The sequence below is a fragment of the Micromonospora sp. NPDC049203 genome, assembly GCF_043197215.1.
Taxonomy (GTDB): Bacteria; Actinomycetota; Actinomycetes; order Mycobacteriales; family Micromonosporaceae; genus Micromonospora.
Genome location: NZ_JBICSV010000013.1, coordinates 23,091 through 44,212 on the forward strand (window position 1 = coordinate 23,091; position 21,122 = coordinate 44,212).

Sequence of the window (21,122 nt, forward strand, 5' to 3'; positions counted from 1 at the left end):
CGCCTTCTCGCCTGTGCTACTCGGTGAACAGCTTCGCCGCCGTGATCGCCGTCTGCACCACCCCGTAGCCCAGCAGCGCCGACACCAGCAGCCACGACACCACCAGACGGGCTCCCTGCCCGCCACCGGTCCGCTCGTTCACGATCCGCTCCTCTCCGTCGCACCCGGTGCTGTCCCGTCCCGCCCGGACGCCGGCTCGTGGTAGCGCTCCGGCACCGGCCGCACCAGAAGGTTCGCCACCAGACCCACGACCAGCACGCCGACCATCGTGAACAACGCCGGCCGGTACGCCGCCGCGGTCAACGTGCCCGGCTCGCCCTGCGCGTCGAGGAACCCGTTGACGATCAGCGGCCCGGCCACACCCGCCGCCGACCACGCGGTCAGCAGCCGGCCGTGGATCGCACCCACCTCGAACGTGCCGAACAGGTCCCGCAGGTACGCCGGCATCGTCGCGAAACCGCCGCCGTAGAACGACAGGATCACGCAGGCCAGCAGCACGAACAACGCTGTCGCGGTCTGCCCGAACAGTGCCAGCAGCAGATACAGCACCGTGCCCACGCCCAGGTACAGCACGTAGATCGGCTTGCGGCCGATCACGTCCGACGTGGACGACCACACGAACCGGCCCGCCATGTTGAACAGCGACAGCAGCCCCACGAACCCGCCGGCCGCCGCCACCGACACCGCCGACGTCCCGTTGTCCCGGAAGAAGTCCTGGATCATCGGGCTGGCCTGCTCCAGGATCCCGATGCCCGCCGTCACGTTGCAGAACAGCACCACCCACAGCAGCCAGAACGACCGCGTCCTCAGCGCGTTCGCCGCCGACACGTTCGCGGTCGTCACCAGCGGCTTCTCCGCCACCTGCGCCGGGTCGAACCCGGCCGGCCGCCAGCCCGGCGCCGGCACCCGAACGTTGAACACCCCGAACATCATGATCACGAAATAGCCGACGCCGAGCGTCACGAACAGCCACACCAGCGCCGACCCCGACGCCGTGGAACCGCTGTCCGACGGGTCGTAGCCCGAGTCGTAGAGCGACAGCAGCTGCCGGGACAGGGGAGAGGCCACCATCGCCCCACCACCGAACCCCATGATCGCCAACCCGGTCGCCAGACCCGGGCGGTCCGGAAACCACTTGATCAACGTGGAGACGGGGGAGATGTACCCGATCCCCAGACCGATCCCGCCCAGCACCCCGTACCCCAGATACAGCAACCACAGCTGGCCGGTCGCGATGCCCAGCGCCCCGACCAGGAAGCCCGCCGCCCAGAAACACGCCGAGACGAACATCGCCTTACGCGGGCCGTTCGCCTCCACCCACGTGCCGGCCACCGCGGCCGACAACCCCAGCATCACGATCGCGATACTGAAGATCACCCCGATCGCCGTCTGCCCCGTGTCGAAGTGCGCGATCAGGGAGTTCTTGTACACGCTCGTCGCGTAGACCTGCCCGATGCACAAATGGATCGCCAGCGCCGCCGGAGGGATCAGCCAGCGGCTGTACCCCGGCGGCGCGACGGTGTGCCGACGATCGAGTGCGGAAAGCATCGTTGCTTCCTCCGTCCAGATGGCGAGAACCCCTCGGTTCATGCCCCCACCGCACGCCGCGCCCAAACCCGCCGAGCGCCGGACGGTCGGAACACTGAGCCGAACGGTCGCCGCCGCAGCCACCCGGTCATCATCCCACCACCAACCGTCACCACCAGCGGAGATGCGACGATGACCGGGTGAAGATCCTGTCCATCCAGTCGTCGGTCGCCTACGGCCACGTCGGCAACTCCGCCGCCGTGTTCCCCCTGCAACGCCTCCGGCACGAGGTCTGGCCGGTCCTGACCGTGCACTTCTCCAACCACACCGGCTACGGCGCCTGGCGCGGCCCCCTGCTCGCGCCCACCGACGTCGCCGACGTCATCGCCGGCATCGAGGACCGCGGCGTGCTCGGCACCGCCGACGCCGTGCTCTCCGGCTACCAGGGCGACCCCGCCGTCGGCGCCGTCATCCTCGACGCCGTCGCCCGCGTCAAGGCCGCCAACCCGGCCGCCCTCTACTGCTGCGACCCGGTCATGGGCGACGTCGGCCGCGGCATGTTCGTCCGCCCCGGCATCCCCGAATACCTCCGCGACACCGTCGTCCCCCGCGCCGACATCGTCACCCCCAACCAGTTCGAGCTGGAATTCCTCGCCGGCCGCACCACCGACACCCTCGACGACCTGCTCGCCGCCGTCGACGCCGTCCGCGCCACCGGCCCCCGGCACGTCCTGGTCACCAGCGTCCTGCACGGCGACCTGCCCGCCGGCCACCTGGAGGTCGTCGCCGTCTCCGACGACGGCGCCTGGGCCGTCACCACCCCGCTGCTGCCGATCACCCCCAACGGCGGCGGCGACGTCACCGCCGCCCTCTACCTCGCCCATCTCGCCACCACCGGCTCACCCCGGACCGCCCTGGAACACACCACCAACTCGATCTACGCCGTACTCGAGGCCACCCTCGAAGCCGGCACCCGCGAACTGCAGATCGTCGCCACCCAGGACGCCATCGCCGACCCGCCCACCCGTTTCACCGCCCGCCGGCTGCGCTGACCGCCCGCCCGGGCGCACCTGCCGCACAGGTGCGCCCGGGCGGCGACTCGCCGCTCGAACAGGTGGACGACACCGCCGCCGAACAGCGAAGATGCACGGGTGCCCCCGGTCACCGACGACCCCGCGTTCGCCCAACGCCTCCGCGACCTGACCCGGCTGCGCCGCGTCCGCGACCGCATCGACCGCGAATACGCGCAACCCCTCGACGTCGAAGCCCTCGCCCGCGGTGAGCACATGTCCGCCGGACACCTCAGCCGCCAGTTCCGTCAGACCTACGGCGAGTCCCCGTACGCGTACCTCATGACCCGCCGCATCGAACGCGCCATGGCGCTGCTGCGCCGCGGCGACCTCAGCGTCACCGATGTCTGCTTCGCCGTCGGCTGCCAGTCCCTGGGCACCTTCAGCACCCGCTTCACCGAACTCGTCGGCGAACCACCCAGCGCCTACCGCGCCCGCCACGCCCCCGACACCGCCGAACCGCCCCCGTGCCTGACCAAACAAGCCACCCGACCGGTCAGGAATCGAGAAGCCCGCACCGGCCGGCAGCACTAGCGTGACCACCATGACGATCACCATTCACTACGCGTTCCTGCCGCACACCGACGCCGACGCCGCCATCGCGTTCTACCGCGACACCCTCGGCTTCGAACTCCGCAACGACGTCGGCCGCGGCGACACCATGCGCTGGCTCACCGTCGGCCCACCCGAACAGCCCGAGACCGGCATCGTCCTGCACCCACCCGCCGCCGACCCCGGCATCAACGACGACGAACGCCGCACCATCCTCGAACTCATCGCCAAGGGCAGCTACGGCGCGCTCACCCTCGCCACCGACGACCTCGACGGCCTGTTCGACAGGCTCGCGGCAAGCGGCGCCGACGTCGTCCAGGAACCCACCGAACAGCCCTACGGTGTACGCGACTGCGCCTTCCGCGACCCCACCGGCAACCTCATCCGCATCAACGAACGGCGCTGACCCACACCACGGACGGAGAGACCATGAGCGAGGCCACCACCGGCCTGCACCGCGCCGACAGCCACGACATCATCCGCGTCCACGGCGCCCGCGAGAACAACCTGCGCAACGTCGACGTCGAACTACCCAAACGCCGCCTCACCGTCTTCACCGGCGTCTCCGGCTCCGGCAAGAGCTCACTGGTCTTCGGCACCATCGCCGCCGAGTCCCAACGCCTCATCAACGAGACCTACAGCGCCTTCGTCCAGGGCTTCATGCCCACCCTGTCCCGCCCCGAGGTCGACGTCCTCGAAGGCCTCACCACCGCCATCATCGTCGACCAGGAACGCATGGGCGCCGACCCCCGCTCCACCGTCGGCACCGCCACCGACGTCAACGCCATGCTGCGCATCCTGTTCAGCCGCCTCGGCGACCCCCACATCGGCCCGCCCAACGCCTACTCGTTCAACGTCCCCTCCGTACGCGCCGCCGGCGCCATCACCGTCGACCGCGGCCCCGGCAAGACCCAGACCAAGAAGGGCACCTTCAACCGCCTCGGCGGCATGTGCCCCCGCTGCGAGGGCCGCGGCGCCGTCACCGACTTCGACCTCACCGTCCTCTACGACGAGAAGCTCTCCCTCAACGAGGGCGCCATCACGATCCCCGGCTACAGCATGGACGGCTGGTACGGCCGCATCTTCCGCGCAAGCGGCCTGTTCGACCCCGACAAGCCCATCCGCGACTACACCAAGCGCGAACTCGACGACCTGCTCCACAAGGAACCCACCAAGATCAAGGTCGACGGCATCAACGTCACCTACACCGGCCTCATCCCCGCCATCAGCAAGTCGATGCTCGCCAAGGACGTCGACGCCATGCAGCCCCACATCCGCGCCTTCGTCGAACGCGCCATCACGTTCACCACCTGCCCCGACTGCGACGGCACCCGCCTGGCCCCCGAAGCCCGCTCCTCGAAGATCAACGGCATCAACATCGCCGACGCCTGCGCCATGCAGATCAGCGACCTCGCCACCTGGATACGCGACCTGCGCGAACCCTCCGTCGGCCCACTGCTCAAGGCACTGGGGGACACCCTCGACTCCTTCGTCGAGATCGGCCTCGGCTACCTCAGCCTCGACCGCCCCGCCGGCACCCTCTCCGGCGGCGAGGCCCAGCGCACCAAGATGATCCGCCACCTCGGCTCGTCCCTCACCGACGTCACCTACGTCTTCGACGAACCCACCATCGGCCTGCACCCCCACGACATCGCCCGCATGAACAACCTCCTGCTGCAACTGCGCGACAAGGGCAACACCGTCCTCGTCGTCGAACACAAACCCGAGACCATCGCCATCGCCGACCACGTCGTCGACCTCGGCCCCGGCGCCGGCACCCACGGCGGCACCATCTGCTACGAAGGCACCGTCGCCGGCCTGCGCGCCAGCGACACCACCACCGGCCGCCACCTCGACGACCGCGCCACCCTCAAGACCGCCGTGCGTACGCCCACCGGCGCCCTGCCGATCCGCGGCGCCCGCACCCACAACCTGCGCGACGTCGACGTCGACATCCCCCTCGGCGTCCTGGTCGTGGTCACCGGCGTCGCCGGCTCCGGCAAGAGCAGCCTCATCCACGGCTCACTGGCCAAACGCGACGACGTCATCAGCGTCGACCAGACCGCCATCCGCGGCTCCCGCCGCAGCAACCCGGCCACCTACACCGGCCTGCTCGACCCGATCCGCAAGGCCTTCGCCAAGGCCAACGGCGTCAAACCCGCCCTGTTCAGCGCCAACTCCGAAGGCGCCTGCCCGACCTGCAACGGCGCCGGCGTCATCTACACCGACCTCGGCATGATGGCCGGCGTCGCCAGCACCTGCGAGGACTGCGAAGGCAAACGCTTCCAGCCCGCCGTGCTCGACTACCACCTCGCCGGCCGCGACATCAGCGAGGTCCTCGCCATGTCCGTCGACGAGGCCGAGACGTTCTTCAGCGACGGCGACGCCCGCACCCCGGCCGCCCACACCATCCTCGACCGGCTCGCCGACGTCGGCCTCGGCTACCTCACGCTCGGTCAACCCCTGACCACACTGTCCGGCGGGGAACGGCAACGCCTCAAGCTCGCCACCCGGATGGGGGACAAGGGCGGCGTGTACGTCCTCGACGAACCCACCACCGGCCTGCACCTGGCCGACGTCGCCCAGCTGCTCGGCCTGCTCGACCGGCTCGTCGACGCCGGCAAGTCCGTCATCGTGATCGAACACCACCAGGCGGTCATGGCGCACGCCGACTGGATCATCGACCTCGGCCCCGGCGCCGGACACGACGGCGGCCGGATCGTCTACGAGGGCACCCCTGCGGATCTCGTCGCCGCCCGGTCCACGCTCACCGGCGAACACCTCGCCGACTACGTCCGCGCCTGAGCGCCGCGCCCGCTGAGCCCCGGGCGCGCCGCGGGTCTCAGCGGGACAGGCCGGCCATCCGGGCCGGCGGCGCGGTGCCGGGTTCCACCAGGCCGCACTGGTACGCGGCCACCACCGCGTGCGTCCGGTCCCGCAGCCCCAGTTTCGTCAGGACCCGGCTGACGTGCGTCTTGACCGTCGCGTCGCCGAGCACGAGATGCTCGGCGATCTCCCGGTTCGACATCCCGTACGCCATCAGCACCAGCACCTCCCGCTCCCGCGGGGTGAGCCGGCGCATCTGCACCGGGGTGGGCAGTCCCGGGTCGGGCCGGGCGGCGAGGTCGTCGAGCAGCCGCCGGGCCACCGCCGGATCCAGCCACGCCTCCCCGGCGGCGACCGCCCGGATCGCCGACACCAGCTCGGCGGGCGCGGCGTCCTTGAGCACGAAACCGGAGGCGCCCGCCCGCAACGCGGCGTGCACCGCCTCGTCCACGTGGTACGTGGTCAGCATGATGATCCGTACCGGCCGCTCCGAATCGTCGATGAGCTGCTCGTCCGCCATCAACCGGGTCGCGGCCAGCCCGTCGGTGCCGGGCATCCGCACGTCCATCAGCACCACGTCCGGGCGCAACCGGCGACTGACCTCGACGGCCTGCGCCCCGTCGTCGGCCTCGGCGACGACCTCGATGTCAGGTTCGTTGGTGAGCAGCATCGCGAGCCCCGCCCGTACGAGCGGCTGGTCGTCCGCGAGCAGCACCCGGATCATGAAGGCTCCCGTCGTCGGCCGTGACAGTGGCCCCACCACATGATCATCGACGTCGGCGCCGCCGGCCAGCCGGATGTCGCACAGCGGACACGCGTTCACCCGACAACCGGTGCCCCGCCGTCACCCGACGCCGCCACCAGGTCGCCGCGCTGCGCGACCGGCAGCGTCGCGCTCACCCGGAACCCGCCCTCCGGACGCGGCCCGGCGACCAGGCGGCCGCCGACGCGCTCCAGCCGCTCGGCGAGGCTGGCCAGCCCGTTGCCGGTGGACAGTCCCGCCGCCGAGCCCGGCTCCCGGCCCGTGCCGTCGTCGTCGACGCGCAGCAACAGCACCCGCTCCCGCCACCCGAAATGAACAGTCGCGCAGGCCCGCCGACCGACGTGCTTGAGCGTGTTCGTCAGGCTCTCCTGCACCGTCCGGTACGCCGCCAGCTCGATACTCGGATCCAGCGGGCTCGGGCTGCCGGACACCGACATGGTCACTGTCAGCCCCGCACACCGCATCGACGTCAGCAGCACCTCGATGTCGTCCAGCCGCGGCTGCGGGCCGGGCTCACCGTCCGCCGGGCCCGACTCGGCCCGCATGACCTCCAGCAGCCGCCGCAACTCCGCCATCGCCTGCTGCCCGGCCTGCTGGATGTGCAGCAACGCCTCCCGCGTCCGCTCCGGGTCGGACGCGCTGATCCGCGCCGCCCCGGCGGCCTGCAACACCATCACCGTCACCGAATGGGACACCACGTCGTGCAGTTCCGCGGCGATCCGGCGACGCTCCAACGCCACCGCCTCCGCCCGCGCCACCCGCCGCTCCCGTTCCAGCTGGGCCACCCGCCGCCGGTGCCGCCGCACCACCGACCCGGCCGTCCACGCGGCCGCGTAGATGAGCGCGAACATCAGCGCGGTCACCACGAACTCACCGGCCCGCGCGCCCGGGTTCGGTTCCACCCGGAACGAGTCGAACGCGCTGAGCAGGCTCCGGGCGCACGCCGCCGCGTACGCCACCGCCGACACCACGAGCGGCCGCAACGCCGCCACCGTGTACAGGGCCACGATCAGGCCCACCCACGGCCGGTAGTCGTGCAGCAGGAACCACATCGCCACGCCGTGCACGCACTCGAAGGCGAACACCGCGACCGGCGCGCGGACCCGCCACCACAGGGCACCGACCGACAGCACCGCGGCGAGCACCTGCAACCACTGCCGGGCCGGGCCGACCGGCTCGCTCTGGATCACCACGGACGACGCGGTGAACAGGTCGAGCAGGCCCAGCACCGGCAGCAGCAGAAGATCGTGACGCCACCATCTCGCCGCCCGCGCCGGGTCGGACGGCGCCACCGCACCGGCCACCGAGGTCATCGGCGGGTCAGGAGTCTTCCGCGGGGCAGCCGATCCCGAACAACCGGCACGTCCAGGACAGCGGAGAGCCGTCGTCGTCACCGCCTCCGTCACCGTCGGGCGGCGGCGTGGCCGCGCTCACCCGGTGCGTGGTAACCGGCACCGCCGGCCGGCCCGGCTCACCCCGGCGGCCCGCCCCGGCCAGCACCACCGGCGCCACCACGTCGGCCGCGGCGCCCGCAGCCACCCGCCACCGCCCGTCCGCGTCGTCGGCGAGCATCGCCAGCACCCGGCGCACCGACAAGGCATCAGTGCCGTACCCGCCGGCGACCGTCTCACCGGCGAGGGACACCATCAGCAGGTCCGCCTCGTCACGGTGCAGCACCGACACCTCCGCGACCGCGAGCGACCACGCGTCCCCGCCGGCCACACCCACCAGGCGCACCGCGTCACCGGACCGGGCCCGGCCCGCGCCCACCGTCCTCAGCAGACACCGCCGGCCGTCCAGCGGCACCCCACGCGCCACTGTCACCCACCCGGCCGGCCGCTCCGCCTGCAGGAACACCACCACCGGCGGCGACTGGACCTCGGTTCTCATCACGGACCTCCACAGAAGGAACTGCGGGCGGACAGCCCGCGTACGCGAGAAATTCTGGCCCACACCGACCCGCCGGACGTCCCCGTACCGGGTGACATCCGGTGTCCACTTCCAGACGGACCCCCGCCACCCGGCACCCAGCCGGGACGGACCCCGAACCTCGCCCCACGGCCGGACGCCAACACCCGCCGGCGACCACCACGATGGAACCAGTCCGGACGACGACGGCCACACACCGAACGCCCCCGGACACCCAAACCCATCCGTCACGGCCGCGAGGTTTGCCATGCCCACGCCCGGTGCGTTCCTGATCGCCGACCCGGTCCACGTCGACTCACCGGCGTACGTCGCCGACACGGCGAGCCGGTTCCCGCTGGCCGACCAGACCCCGCCCGACGGCTGGCGCGTCGCCGAGCACGGCGGCTGGGTCATGTGGCACCCACCGCACGCCCAACTGCCGCAGCAGGGCTGGAAAGTCCACGTGTCAGTCGGCCTCGACGACGCCGCCGACGTCCTCGACCTGGTACGCGACCACTGCGTGAACCACCGCGTCGCCTTCAAGTTCCAGCGCAGCCGCCGCCTCGCCCTGGTCAACAACGAGAAGTACGCCCACCGCGCCGGCAGCGGCAAACTCGCCGCCCTCTACCCGGCCGACGACACCGCCCTGCGCCGCATCCTCGACGACCTCGGCGCCCGCCTCGCCGGCTACCGCGGCCCGTACGTCCTCAGCGACCTGCGCTGGCACGACGGCCCCCTCTACCTGCGCTACGGCGGCTTCGCCGAACTGTGGTGCGTCGACGGCGGCCAGCCCGTCCCCGCCGTCATCCGCCCCGACGGAACCCTCGTCCCCGACCGCCGCGAACCCGTCTTCACCGTGCCCGACTGGGCCCCCGTACCCGACTTCGTCGCCGAACACATCGCCGCCGTCGACGCCCAGACCGACGACGATCCGCCCTACCGCATCGAGGAAGCCCTGCACCACTCCAACGCCGGCGGCGTCTACCGCGCCACCGACCTGCGCGACGGCCGCACCGTCGTCCTGCGCGAAGCCCGCCCGCACGCCGGCCTCGACGGCGCCGGAACCGACGCGCTCACCCGCCTGCGCCGCGAAGAGGACATGCTGCGCCGGCTCGCCGGCCTCGACTGCGTCCCACGACTGCTCGACCGCCTCACCTGGTGGGAACACCACTTCCTCGTCGAGGAGCACGTCGAAGGCGACACCCTCCAGCACCACCTCGCCATGCGGCACCCCCTGATCCACCCCGACCCCACCGAGAAGGACCTGACCGACTACACCACCTGGGCACTCGACGTCATCGACCAGGTCGAGGCAGCCCTGTCCCAGATACACGCCAGGGGAGTGGTCTTCGGCGACCTGCACACCGCCAACATCATGATCCGCCCCGACGGCCGGATCGTCCTCGTCGACTTCGAACAGGCATACCTGCTCGACGAGGACTTCGCCCCGTCACTCGGCGACCCCGGCTTCGCCACACCCCGCATCCGCCGCGGCCCGGCCGTCGACAGATACGCGCTCGCCTGCCTCCGCCTCGCCGTCTTCGTCCCACTGACACCACTCGCGGCGCTGTGCGACGACAAGTTCGACGACCTCACCACTGTCGCCCGGCGCTTCCCCCTGCCACCCGGCTACCTCGACCGCATCCGCGACGACCTGCACACCGCCCTGAACCCGGCCCCGTCCGCACCCGGCCGCCGCCGCGTCACCCGCTACCCCTGGCCCGCCGACCAACGCCAGCTGATCGCCTCACTCGCCGCCGGCATCCGCGCCACCGCCACGCCGCACCGCACCGACCGGCTCTTCCCCGGCGACCCCGGCCAGTTCCCGCACGGTGGCGCCACCCTCGCGCACGGCGCCGCCGGCGTCATCTGGGCACTCGTCACCACCGGCGTCGACTACCCCGAACGCGACGAACACCTCGACTGGCTCACCCACGCCGCCCACCGCCTGCCCGCCGCCCACCTCGGCCTCTACGACGGCCTGGCCGGCATCGCCGCGCTGCTCGACCGGACCGGACACCACGACGACGCCGATGAACTACTCGACCGATGTCGCACCGGCCTCCACGACCGCTACGGCCCCGGCCTGCACAGCGGCCTCGCCGGCATCGGACTCGCCCTGCTCCGCCCCGGCAGACCCGTCCCCGACGCCGCCCTGCACCTCGGCGACCGACTCGCCCGCACCCTCACCGGCGACACGAGACACCCAGTGCCCGAACCCGCACGCCCCGGCCTGCTCCACGGCTGGTCCGGCCCCGCGATCTTCCTCACCCGCCTCCACGAAGCCACCGCCGACCCCGCCTGGCTCCGCGCCGCCCGCACCGCCCTGCGCCGCGACCTGCAGCACACCGTCCGCGACGACAACGGCAACCTGCACGTACGCGACGGCGCACGGCGACTGTTCTACCTCGACGAAGGCAGCGCCGGCATCGCCGTCGCCGCGCACACACTGCTGCGCCACGGCGAACGCCCCTGGCTGCGCGACATCGTCACCACCGTCCACCGCACCATCGACGTCGAGTTCGTCCTGCTACCCGGCCTCTTCCACGGCCGCGCCGGACTACTCGCCACCACCGCCCTGCTCACCGACGACCCGCCGCGCACCACCCCGCACGGTCCCGCCGGCCTCGTCCGCGACGACGCGCCCCGCCACACCCCGGCCCACCTGACCCGGCTCGCCTGGCACGCCTACGCCCTCGACGGCCACCTCGCGTTCCCCGGCGACACCCTGCTGCGCATCTGCACCGACCTCGCCGCCGGCGGCGCCGGAATCCTCTCCGCGATCCACGCCGCGCTGCACCGCACCGCAGTCACGCTGCCCTTCCTCGACGCGCCCACCCACGTCGCGCCCACCGGCCACCTCCTGGCCGCGAGCTGAACCAGCCGGCGCCCACAGACCCCGTCGGAACCACCGACGGCCAGCCCCACCACACCCGAGAAGGAGGTGAACCCCCATGACGAAGCTCCTCAACCTGCAGGCCATGGCCATGCAGAACGGCACCCGCCACGCGGTCCCGCCGCAGTCCAGCAGCATCAGCATCGCCTGCTGCAACGGCTGAGACGGCAGTGGCGACAGCCACACCTGATCCGCCTGGCGACCCGGGCGGGGGCGACAACCGCCCCCGCCCGGGTCCGCCGTCAACCCGCCCGGTGGAGCCGACCTCCCGCCCGCCACCACGCCCACGGAGCCCTCATGCCACCCACCGGCCTGCGACACAACCGCGACTTCCTCCTCATCACCGTCGCCCGCACCGCGTCGAAACTCGGCACCCAGGTCACCGCCGTCGCCACACCGCTCCTCGTTCTCATGACCACCGGCTCCGCCACCGACGCCGGCCTCGTCGCCTTCGCCGAAGGCATCGCCCTCGTCCTCGTACTCCTGCCCGCCGGCCTGCTCGCCGACCGCCGCGACCGGCGCATCCTCATGCTCTGCTGCGACGGCGGCGCGCTGCTCGCCGTCACCGGCGTCACCCTCCTCGCCCTCGTCGGACACGCGCCCGTCCTGCTGCTCGCCCTCCTCGCCGCCGCCACCGCCGGTCTCGGAGCCGCGCTGCAACCCGCCGCCGCGGCAGCCACCCGCGCCGTCGTCCCGGCCCGGGACCTGCGTACGGCCACCGTGTTCAACGAGACCCGCAACGGCGTCGTCCACCTGGCCGGCCCACCCCTCGGCGGCTTCCTGTTCGGCCTCGCCCCGGCACTGCCGTTCCTCGTCGACGCGATCTCGTACACCGTCTCCCTGATCGCCGTGGCCCTGCTGCGCGGCCCGCTCGGCCGCACCCTGACCACGCCGGGGGAGTCGCTGCCCCGGCAGGCGGTCGCCGGTGTCCGGTTCCTGTGGCGGCACCCCTCACTGCGGTTCACGCTGCTCAGCGGCGCCGTCCTGAACTTCGCATTCGCCGGCGTGCTGCTGGCGATCATCGTCGTGCCGGTCCGCAACGGCGCCTCCGGCCTGTCCGCCGGAACCGTCATGGCGTGCGTCGGGCTCGGCGCCGTCGCCGGGTCACTCGTCGCGTCCTGGCTGACCGCCCGGGTACCCACCCGCTGGCTGATCCTCGCGGTCATCTGGGCCTGCGGCGTGCTCACCACCGCGATGGCCACCACCGACAACGGACTGGTCCTGGGCGCGCTCGCCGGTGCCTGCGTCCTGGTCGTACCGGCGGCGAACATCAGCATGCTGACCCTCCAGACCCTGCTGACCCCCGGCGAGCTCCAGGGCAGGGCGAACGCCGCCACCAGCTTCATCGCGCTGATCGTGGCGCCGTTCGGTCCGGCGCTGTCCGGTCTGCTCATCGACCGGGTACCGGCCCCGGTGGTGTTCGGCAGCTTCGCCGCCGTCATGCTGGCGCTCGCCGTCGTCGCGGCCCTCGCACCCGCTGTGCGCGCCATGCCGGACCTGCGGTCTGTCGAGGACGGTCAAGAGGCGGGGGAGGCCGAGCACCGCGACCCGCAGCCGGTCTGAGGGACAGGGGAGAGGCATCGGTTCTGTTCTTCAGAACCGCGCCGGGACGTTCGGATGATCATGAGAACGCCTCGACATTCTTCCCGTCCCAGGCCACAAGGGACGAGGTGCCGGCGTAAAGCTGCGCAAGAGTTGACCGTGGTTCCGCTGCTGTACCTCAGGCCGGAAGCGGAGAGCCGCGTCGGTGTTGCTGGTGCCGGCCGGCCACTGTTGGGCCGGGGTGTTGAAGGCGCTGTCGGACGCTCTCAGCGTCGAGGACGGCCTCGTTACCAGGGTTCGATAATGTACATTATGTCAAGCTGGACTTGGGGGTCTCCCCAGGCACCCGCGCGGGCGGCTGACCGCCTAACGCGGGCCCTGTCGGTGCCGGCGTTCAACCGATCACTCGTCGCACCCCGAACGCGGCACCAACTTCGCTCCCACGGACCGACGGCTCCCGCAGCAGAAGCAGCGTGGTGCGGTTACCGACCACCGCGCGGTCGGCTCGTTGGTCCGCAACGGGCGCAATGTCGCCCGGGCTTTCACCGCGCCCGGCAGCCCGCCGAGGCGCGAACTCCACCGACACCGGTCCTCCGGCGTCGCCCCCTCATCTCGTTTCACCATTCCGGCGATCATGAGGTTGGTGGCGACAAAGTGGACAGGATTCCCGGTCAACTTCATGATCGCCGGAACAGAGCGGGTGCCGGCCCTTCCGCCCTCTCTCCCGGCGCCTCCCGAGCGCCGACGGGCGTCGCTGTCGCCAGTTCGCCGAGGTGGCTGCATCGGAGCGCTCGGGATGCAGCCACCTCGGCGAGGTTGAGTTGATCATTGGTTGATCGGATGGCACTCCCCCTGGAATGACCCCTGACAGGAACGCGAGAATCATGCATAATATCCCTTATGCATGACAAACCGGACGAAACGGTAGGGGGTCTGATCAAGGAGTTCCTGACCGCCCGGGCCACCCATAAGCCCTCCCCCCACACTCTGGCCGCGTACCGGCGAGACCTGACCACAGTGGCTGAGCTGGTCGCCGCCGACGGTGACACCACTCCCCTCCCCCTGGACCGTCTTGCGGTCGCCGCGCTCTCCCCCAAGGTGATGCGCGCGGCGTTCGCACGGTTCGCCGCTCCCCGCGCCGCCGCGTCGGTCCATCGTGCCTGGTCGACGTGGAACAGCTTTTTCACGTTCCTGGTGGCCGAGGGCGTCGTACCGGGAAATCCGATGCCGGCGGTGGGACGGCCCCGAACGCCGCTCCCCCGGCCCAAGCCGCTGCGGGGCGAGGACACCCCGGAGGAACTGCTGGCGGCGGTGGCGCGCGCGGAAGGCCGGCAGCGCGATCCGTGGCCGGAGCGCGACCTGGCGGTGCTGGCGCTGGCGTTGTGCGCGGGGTTGCGACTGTCGGAGCTGCTGGCGTTGCGGGTGTCGTCGGTGGCGGGGCGCGACGGCGAGCGGCGGGTGGACGTGGCGGGTAAGGGTGGGCGGCCGCGCACGGTGCCGATCGACGACGCCGTGGACCGGGTGCTTGTGGGTTATCTGGACAGCCGGCGGCGCCGGTTCGGGTCGCGCAGTGTGCGGCCGGACTCGCCTTTCCTGGTGGACCGGCAGGGTGAGGCGTTACGGCGGGGCGGGCTGCAGTACCTGGTGGAGTCGTGTTACCGGCGCGCGGGTATCGGTGACCGGGTGCCGCGGGGCGCGCGGTTGCACGCGTTGCGGCACACGTTCGCGACGCGGTTGGCGGAGGACGGGGCGAGCGCGGCGGAGATCATGCGATTGCTGGGGCACGCGTCGTTGGCGTCGTCGCAGACGTACATCGAGGTGACGGCGGGTCAGCAGCGGGCGGCGGTGGCGGCGAACCGCACCAACCGGGCGTTGTCGGGGTTGGTCAAGCGATAGCCGTCAGGCCGAGCTGAGCGGCGACGTAGGCCAGGTGGTGTGACGTTGCCCAGGCGATCCATTGGGAGGCGGTGCCAGGGCCGGCGTGGCGGGCGGCGCGCAGGGCGATCTGCTCGTCGCCCAGGAGAAGTGACGCCCGGTGGGCGGCCAGTGGTCGGCGGATACGAGGGCCTGGCAGATGTCGTAGATGCCGCTGTTGCCGCTGCCCTTGCCGCCGCGCGGCGCACGGTAGGTCCACCAGGCGTCCTGGTGGGTGTAGCGGATGTTGGGTGCTGGCCCTCGGGGTCCGGAGCCGGCGCCGGGATAGGTGACGCCGTAGTCGGCGAACTGGATGTCGTGGTCCTTGAGCCGCTGCCAGAGGTCAAAGTCCAGCCTGCGGAGCGGGATGGCGGTGTGGGCTGGTACGTGGGAGATCGTGGCGGGCATGGCTCCGGCAGCGATGACGACCGCCTTCCATGGGCGGCGTCCGGCCCACACGAGGTGTTTGCGGACAAGGGGTTCGGCTCTCGTGAGGTGCCGGTCGGATGCCAACTCGGCGACGTCGATGACGAGGGTGCAGTTCTCGGGTTGCAGTTCGGTGGCGGAGAGGACGTGGCTTAGTTGTGCGTCGGTTTCGGTGTCGTCCGGTTCGGTGTGGTCTGCGGTGAGCCGGAGAACGCCGCCGTAGGGCGCGGCGGCGTAACGGACGTCGGCCAGTTGTGCAGGGCTGTCGTTCAGGTGGGCGACGGGCAGCGCGGGGATCCCCCACGGGTGTAGGTCGTCCGCGATGTCTCGGAGTGGTCGGCGGGTGCCGGTGGTGGGCTCGGGGAGGTGGCGCACGTCGACGGCGATGACCATGTCACGCGGAATGCTGTCCTGTGCGCGTTGACTGAAGGTGCATGCGTCGGTGATCGGACCGTGCTCGGAGGGTGGCAGGTCGAAAATCGGGAGGATGTGTGGTGCGAGTTCGTCGGGGACGTGACTGACGGCCTGGAGTTCGGCTTGGCGCCCTTTGAGGATCGGGTGGTAGTCCGTCATTCGCATCGCCCCACACGATTTCGACGACAGTCACTTACGTCGATGTTCCACGTTCTGTGCCTGATCGACAACCATGCGTGTTCATATTGATTGGGAGCAGGCGGGTGCGCGCTGGCAGGATCGGGCGGATGCGGGTGGGTGCGGCGCGGGCGGTAGCGGTCGGGTGGGTGCGGGAGCGGATGCGCGCCGACCCGTCGATCGAGGGGGCGTTGTTCAGCGGGTCGACTGTGGGATTGCCCGACGACGCGGTGCTGCCGCCGTGGTCGGACGTGGACGTGCTGCTGGTACGCCGGGAGCCCGGCCTGAAGGTGGGCAAGTTCGTGCACCGGGGGGTGCTGCTGGAGGTCAGCACGATCACGTGGGACGAGTTGGGCGGCCCGGAGGACGTGCTGGGGTCGTGGGTGTTCGCGCCGATGTTCCGTACCGATGGGGTGATCGCGGATCCGTCGGGGCGGTTGGCCGCGGTGCGGGAGCGGGTGGCGGCGGGGTTCGCGGATCCGGTGTGGGCGCGGGCGCGGTGTGCGGGGGTGCGGCGGCGGATCGAGAACGGATTGCGGGCGGTCGGCGGCTCGGGGTCGCCGGCGGAGCAGGTGCTGGCGTGGGTGTTCCCGACGTCGTTGCTGGCGGTGTGGCCGGCGGTGGCGGGGCTGGCGGATCCGACGGTGCGGCGGCGGTATGTGCGGGCGGAGGGGGTGTTGTCGCGGTTCGGGTTCGAGGATCGGTATGCGGGGTTGCTGGACACGCTCGACGGCGGCGGTGTGGGTGTGGACGCGGCGCGGGTGCGGGAGCATCTGGCCGGGTTGGCGGTGCTGTTCGACGAGGCGTCGCGGTTGCCGCGGGAGGGGTTCGCGTTCGGGGCGGATCTGGGTGCGGCGGGGCGTCCGGTGGTGTTCGACGGTGCGGCTGAGCTGATCGCGTCGGGTCGGCCCCGAGAGGCGATGTTCTGGGTGCTGGTGACGTACGCGCGGTGTCATGTGGTGCTGGGTGCGGTGGGGCCGGAGCGGGGGCGGGCGTTCGGGGCGGTACTGGCGGATATGGGTGTGGCGTCGGCGGCGGATCGGCGGCTGCGGGCGGACGCGCTGCTGGCGGCGTTGCCGCGCTGGCAGGCGGTGGTGGATGCGGTGGCGGCGGAGGCTGTGGCAGGCTGAGGGGGAACGCGACTGGCGGCACGGGGATGGGTGAACCATCGGGGAGCTCGTCGTGGGGGTCGACCGCCTGGGCCCTCGCGGGCGAGGTGTCGTATGTCTTCTGCGCGGTTGTTGCCGGGTGCGCCGGTGGCGGAGCGGGTGTTGTCGGAGGTCGCCGCGTCGGTGGCCGAGTTGCGTGCGGCGGGGGTGACGCCGGCGCTGGCGACGGTGCTGGTGGGTGACGACGACGCGAGCGCGGGCTATATCCGCATCAAGCAGCGTCAGGCGGCGGAGCTGGGTTTCGCGTCGCCGCACGTGCCTCTGCCGGCGTCGGCGTCGCAGGCGGATCTGCACGCGGTGCTGGCGGATCTCAACGCGGACAAGACGGTGCACGGGGTGCTGGTGCAGTATCCGATCCCGGGTCACCTGGACTACGACCGGGCGTTGGCGGAGCTGGACCCGGACAAGGACGTGGACGGGATGCACCCGGTGAACATGGGCCGGCTGGCGTTGGGGTTGCCGGGTCCGTTGCCGTGTACGCCGGCGGGGATCGAGGCGTTGCTGGCGTTCCACGGTGTGCCGGTGGCGGGCCGGGAGGTGGTGATCCTGGGCCGGGGTGCGACGTTGGGCCGGCCGTTGGCGATGTTGCTGGCGCAGAAGCGGCCGACGGCGAACGCGGCGGTGACCGTGGTGCACACGGGTGTGGCGGACTGGCCGCGGTACACGCGGCGGGCGGAGATCCTGGTGGCGGCGGCGGGGGTGCCGGGGATCGTGCGGCCGGAGCATGTGCGTCCGGGTGCGGTGGTGGTCGGTGGTGGGGTGCGGTACGAGGGGCGGCGGCTGCTGCCGGACGTGGACGAGTCGTGTGCCGAGGTGGCGGGTGCGATCACGCCGCGTGTGGGCGGGGTGGGTCCGACGACCGTGGCGATGTTGTTCCGTAACGCGGTGGAGGCGGCGCGGCGGCAGAGCGGTCTGGGCTGAGCGTCAGCCGAGGTCGACGACGAGGGGCCGGTGGTCGGAGATGGTGGCCAGCGGGGTGTGGACGGCCGTGACGGGTGGCAGCCGGTCGAGCGCGTGCCGGTCGGCGAGGATGTGGTCGAGTTGGACGCGGGGTTGCCCGGCCGGGTAGGTGGGGCGGCGGGCCAGGGGCTGCCAGCGGGTGAGCGCGGCTGCGGGTCCGGCGGGCAGGTTGAGGTCGCCGAGCAGGATCCGGGGTGCGGGCAGGGTACGCAGGACGCGGACGACGCGGCGTAGTTGCCACACGTTCCAGCCGGGGACGAAGGACAGGTGGGTGGCGGCGACGGTGAGGGGGCCGTGGGGGGTGTCGAGGACGGCGGCGAGCACGACGCGGGGTTCGTCGCGGAGCAGGACGAGTCCGCCGCCGGGGCCGGGTGCGTAGATGGGTGAGCGGACGGGTGCGGCGCGCAGGCGGGTGACCTGCCAGGAGCGGACGGGGTGGCGGCTGATCAGGCCGATGCCGTAGAGGGGTTCGCCGTGGCCGTCGTCGTCGTGGGTGAGGGGGCGGAACTGTTCGCCGGGGGTGCCGACGACGGCGGCGGCGAAGCGGTGGTGGTCGGCGTGCAGGGCGCGGGCGGCGACCGCGGTGAGGTCGAGTTTGCCGCTGCGGGTCTGGTCGCGGTCGACTTCCTGGAGGGCGAGGACGTCGGCGTCGAGGTCGGTGACGGCGGCGGTGAGCCGGTCGGGGTCGACGAGCCCGTCGGTGAGGGATCGGCCGTGCAGCAGGTTGAAGGTGGCCAGGCGCACCTGGACACCCTACGTCGTCGTGGGAGTCTTGCCGGGTGCTGAAACTGTTGTGCTGTTCGATGCTGGTGTTCGTGGCGGTGGGGTCGGTCGGGGTGTGGTTGCGGCGTCGCCGGGGGCGGTGAGGCTGGCCACAGGGTGCCTCGCGGCCGGTGGTGGCGTGGGCAGAATGCGGCGGTGGATGCCCTGTCGTTGACGACGTTGCTGACCGCTGCCCTCCTGGCCGGGTGGGTGGACGCGGTGGTGGGTGGCGGCGGTCTGTTGTTGTTGCCGGCGTTGCTGGTGGCGGCGCCGGGTGTGCCGGTGGCGACGGCGTTGGGCACGAACAAGCTGGCGGCGATCTTCGGTACGTCGACGGCGGCGGTGACGTACGCGCGGCGCACGAAGCTGGACTGGGCGGTGGCGGGTCCGGCGGCCGGGCTGGCGGTGCTGACGGCGGGGCTGGGTGCGGCGTTGGCGGGTGCGGTGCCGGGCAGCGCGTACCGGCCGGTGGTGCTCGTGGTGCTGGTGGCGGTGGCGGTGTTCGTGCTGGCGCGGCCGTCGCTGGGTGTGGTGGCGTCGCCGCAGCGGCGGACCCCGAAGCGGGTGGTGGTGGCGGTGGCGGTGGCCGGTCTGGGCATCGCCCTGTACGACGGGCTGATCGGGCCGGGTACGGGCACGTTCCTGGTGCTGGCGTTCACGGCGATTCTGGGTTCGGATTTCGTGCACGCCTCGGCGATGGCGAAGGTCGTGAACGCGGGCACGAATCTGGGTGCGCTTGTGGTTTTCGGGTTGACCGGGCACGTGTGGTGGACGCTTGGTGCGGCGATGGCGGTGTGCAACGTGGTGGGCGCGGCGGTGGGCGCGCGGATGGCGTTGAAGCGCGGCGCCGGGTTCGTGCGGGTGGTGTTGCTGGTGGTGGTGCTGGCGCTGGTGGCCCGGCTGGGTTACGACCAGTGGACGGCGAGCTGATCGCGGTGGCGGTGCGGGCGGAGCACGACCGGGCGGTGCTTGCGGGTCTGCTGGGCCGGGATCCGGTGTTGCACGCGTACCAGTTGGGTGATCTGGACGATTTCTTCTGGCCGTACACGTCCTGGTTCCGGCGTGGTGACCAGGTGGTGCTGCTGTATCACGGGGTCGAGTTGCCGACGTTGCTGGCGTTCGCGGCACCGGATCGGGTGGCGGAGCTTTCGGGGTTGCTGGCGGAGGCGGCGCCGGTGTTGCCGGCGCGGATGTGGGCGCACCTGTCCCCCGGTCTGGAGGCCACGGTGGGCCGCTGGTTCGTGGTGTCGGAGGCGGCGGCGCATCACCGGATGGCGTTGACTGATCCGGGGCGGCTGGCCGGGGTGCCGGCGGTGGGTGAGCCGTTGGGGCCGGCGGACGAGGCGGAGCTGGCCGGGTTGTACGCGGTGGCGTATCCGGGGAACTGGTTCGACGCGCGGATGCTGCGGACGGGCCAGTACGTGGGGGTGCGGGAGCGCGGCCGGCTGGTGGCGGTGGCGGGGGTGCACGTGTTCTCGCCGCGCTGGCGGGTGGCGGCGCTGGGCAACGTGACGACGCATCCGGATGTGCGGGGTCGTGGTCTGGGCGCGGGTGTGGTGGCGGCGTTGTGCGCCCGGCTGCTCACGTCGGTGGATCACGTGACGTTGAACGTGCGGGCGGACAACGCGGCGGCGGTGCGCCTGTACGAGCGGTTGGGGTTTTCCCGGGCGGCCGGGTTCACCGAGTGCGCGTTGACGTCAGCGGCCGCGGCTGGGTGAGTCGAATCGGCCGGCGCGGATCTCGCGCAGGGCGCGGCGGCGGGTGTCGCCGCGCAGGGTGTCGACGTAGAGGCGCCCGCGCAGGTGGTCGGTCTCGTGTTGCAGGGCGCGGGCGAGGAAGCCGCTGCCGGTGACGGTGAGCGGTTCGCCGTGCTGGTCGTAGCCGTGGGCGGTGGCGTGCAGCGCGCGGGGGGTCGGGAAGTACAGGCCGGGGATGGACAGGCAGCCCTCCTCGTCGTCCTGGAGTTCGTCGGACACCTCCAGCGTGGGGTTGATCATGTGGCCGCGCCGGCCGTCGGCGTCGTAGACGAACACCTGGGCGTTGACGCCGATCTGGGGTGCGGCGACGCCGGCGCGGCCGGGTGCGCCGAGCAGCGTGTCCATCAGGTCGGTGACGAGGGCGCGCAGTTCGGCGTCGAAGCTGGTGACGGGTTCGCTGGGGGTGCGCAGCACGGGGTCGCCGATGATCCGGATGGGGCGCATAGTCATGCCCGGAAG

18 protein-coding genes and 1 pseudogene are annotated in these 21,122 nt (G+C 71.9%); 11 read left to right on the forward strand and 8 right to left on the reverse strand.

Going from position 1 to position 21,122, the window contains the following annotated elements; genetic code table 11:
* Positions 1 to 16 precede the first annotated feature (16 nt).
* Together ACGFIA_RS25995 and ACGFIA_RS26000 are read right to left on the reverse strand one after the other, a co-directional pair.
* On the reverse strand, positions 17 to 142 hold the full coding sequence (locus ACGFIA_RS25995) for a hypothetical protein (RefSeq protein ID WP_357387390.1): 126 nt from the start codon (positions 140 to 142) through the stop codon (positions 17 to 19).
* Positions 139 to 1,548, reverse strand: coding sequence for an OFA family MFS transporter (locus ACGFIA_RS26000; protein ID WP_393262569.1), 1,410 nt, complete (start codon positions 1,546 to 1,548; stop codon positions 139 to 141). Before ACGFIA_RS26000 ends, ACGFIA_RS25995 begins: the two co-directional genes overlap by 4 nt.
* Positions 1,549 to 1,727: 179 nt before the next feature.
* Between ACGFIA_RS26000 and pdxY the strand changes: the two genes are divergently transcribed.
* The 4 genes from pdxY to ACGFIA_RS26020 all read left to right on the forward strand — a co-directional run bounded on the left by pdxY (position 1,728) and on the right by ACGFIA_RS26020 (position 5,954).
* Positions 1,728 to 2,579 (forward strand): pyridoxal kinase PdxY, encoded by an 852-nt coding sequence (gene pdxY, locus ACGFIA_RS26005; protein WP_357387394.1) that lies wholly within the window; start codon positions 1,728 to 1,730, stop codon positions 2,577 to 2,579.
* 99 nt (positions 2,580 to 2,678) lie between these two features.
* Positions 2,679 to 3,131, forward strand: a complete 453-nt coding sequence (locus ACGFIA_RS26010) for a helix-turn-helix transcriptional regulator (RefSeq protein WP_357387396.1) — start codon at positions 2,679 to 2,681, stop codon at positions 3,129 to 3,131.
* Positions 3,132 to 3,141: 10 nt separating this feature from the next.
* Positions 3,142 to 3,555, forward strand: a complete 414-nt coding sequence (locus ACGFIA_RS26015) for a VOC family protein (protein ID WP_357387397.1) — start codon at positions 3,142 to 3,144, stop codon at positions 3,553 to 3,555.
* Between the two features lie 23 nt (positions 3,556 to 3,578).
* Positions 3,579 to 5,954, forward strand: a complete 2,376-nt coding sequence (locus ACGFIA_RS26020; RefSeq protein ID WP_357387399.1) for an excinuclease ABC subunit UvrA — start codon at positions 3,579 to 3,581, stop codon at positions 5,952 to 5,954.
* Between the two features lie 37 nt (positions 5,955 to 5,991).
* Here the strand turns inward: ACGFIA_RS26020 and ACGFIA_RS26025 are convergent, their stop codons facing one another.
* The 3 genes from ACGFIA_RS26025 to ACGFIA_RS26035 form a co-directional block, all read right to left on the reverse strand.
* On the reverse strand, positions 5,992 to 6,699 hold the full coding sequence (locus ACGFIA_RS26025; protein ID WP_357387401.1) for a response regulator transcription factor: 708 nt from the start codon (positions 6,697 to 6,699) through the stop codon (positions 5,992 to 5,994).
* Between the two features lie 95 nt (positions 6,700 to 6,794).
* Complete coding sequence (locus ACGFIA_RS26030) at positions 6,795 to 8,051, reverse strand: histidine kinase (protein ID WP_357387403.1); 1,257 nt, start codon at positions 8,049 to 8,051, stop codon at positions 6,795 to 6,797.
* Positions 8,052 to 8,058: 7 nt separating this feature from the next.
* Positions 8,059 to 8,628: a hypothetical protein gene (locus ACGFIA_RS26035; RefSeq protein WP_357387405.1), complete on the reverse strand. Its 570-nt coding sequence runs from the start codon at positions 8,626 to 8,628 to the stop codon at positions 8,059 to 8,061.
* A 286-nt stretch (positions 8,629 to 8,914) separates the two neighbouring features.
* Between ACGFIA_RS26035 and lanKC the strand changes: the two genes are divergently transcribed.
* The 3 genes from lanKC (at position 8,915) to ACGFIA_RS26050 (ending at position 14,980) form a co-directional block, all read left to right on the forward strand.
* Positions 8,915 to 11,524 carry a class III lanthionine synthetase LanKC gene (gene lanKC, locus ACGFIA_RS26040; protein ID WP_393262575.1) on the forward strand — a complete coding sequence of 870 codons (2,610 nt, stop codon included), beginning with the start codon at positions 8,915 to 8,917 and terminating at the stop codon, positions 11,522 to 11,524.
* 315 nt (positions 11,525 to 11,839) lie between these two features.
* On the forward strand, positions 11,840 to 13,105 hold the full coding sequence (locus ACGFIA_RS26045) for an MFS transporter (RefSeq protein WP_357387409.1): 1,266 nt from the start codon (positions 11,840 to 11,842) through the stop codon (positions 13,103 to 13,105).
* An 879-nt stretch (positions 13,106 to 13,984) separates the two neighbouring features.
* Positions 13,985 to 14,980, forward strand: coding sequence for a tyrosine-type recombinase/integrase (locus ACGFIA_RS26050; protein ID WP_357387411.1), 996 nt, complete (start codon positions 13,985 to 13,987; stop codon positions 14,978 to 14,980).
* Here ACGFIA_RS26050 and ACGFIA_RS26055 read toward each other — a convergent pair.
* Positions 14,970 to 16,003, reverse strand: a pseudogene (locus ACGFIA_RS26055) (beta family protein). The gene ACGFIA_RS26050 and the pseudogene ACGFIA_RS26055 overlap by 11 nt on opposite strands.
* Positions 16,004 to 16,101: 98 nt before the next feature.
* On the opposite strand from ACGFIA_RS26055, the gene ACGFIA_RS26060 reads away from it, so the two are divergent.
* A complete protein-coding gene (locus ACGFIA_RS26060; protein WP_393262579.1) occupies positions 16,102 to 17,145 on the forward strand; it encodes a hypothetical protein in 1,044 nt (347 codons plus the stop codon).
* 93 nt (positions 17,146 to 17,238) lie between these two features.
* Positions 17,239 to 18,105, forward strand: a complete 867-nt coding sequence (locus ACGFIA_RS26065; protein ID WP_357387417.1) for a tetrahydrofolate dehydrogenase/cyclohydrolase catalytic domain-containing protein — start codon at positions 17,239 to 17,241, stop codon at positions 18,103 to 18,105.
* 3 nt (positions 18,106 to 18,108) lie between these two features.
* On the opposite strand, the gene ACGFIA_RS26070 is transcribed toward ACGFIA_RS26065, so the two are convergent.
* Complete coding sequence (locus ACGFIA_RS26070; protein ID WP_357387419.1) at positions 18,109 to 18,888, reverse strand: endonuclease/exonuclease/phosphatase family protein; 780 nt, start codon at positions 18,886 to 18,888, stop codon at positions 18,109 to 18,111.
* A 174-nt stretch (positions 18,889 to 19,062) separates the two neighbouring features.
* Here ACGFIA_RS26070 and ACGFIA_RS26075 point away from each other — a divergent pair, with 174 nt between their 5' ends.
* Entirely contained in the window at positions 19,063 to 19,836 is a 774-nt protein-coding gene (locus ACGFIA_RS26075; RefSeq protein WP_357387421.1) for a TSUP family transporter, read from the forward strand.
* Positions 19,821 to 20,624 carry a GNAT family N-acetyltransferase gene (locus tag ACGFIA_RS26080; protein WP_357387423.1) on the forward strand — a complete coding sequence of 268 codons (804 nt, stop codon included), beginning with the start codon at positions 19,821 to 19,823 and terminating at the stop codon, positions 20,622 to 20,624. The genes ACGFIA_RS26075 and ACGFIA_RS26080 overlap by 16 nt, the downstream gene beginning before the upstream one ends.
* Here the strand turns inward: ACGFIA_RS26080 and def are convergent.
* Positions 20,604 to 21,113 (reverse strand): peptide deformylase, encoded by a 510-nt coding sequence (gene def, locus ACGFIA_RS26085; protein WP_357387425.1) that lies wholly within the window; start codon positions 21,111 to 21,113, stop codon positions 20,604 to 20,606. The two genes, ACGFIA_RS26080 and def, sit on opposite strands and share 21 nt — an antisense overlap.
* Between the last annotated feature and the right edge of the window lie 9 nt (positions 21,114 to 21,122).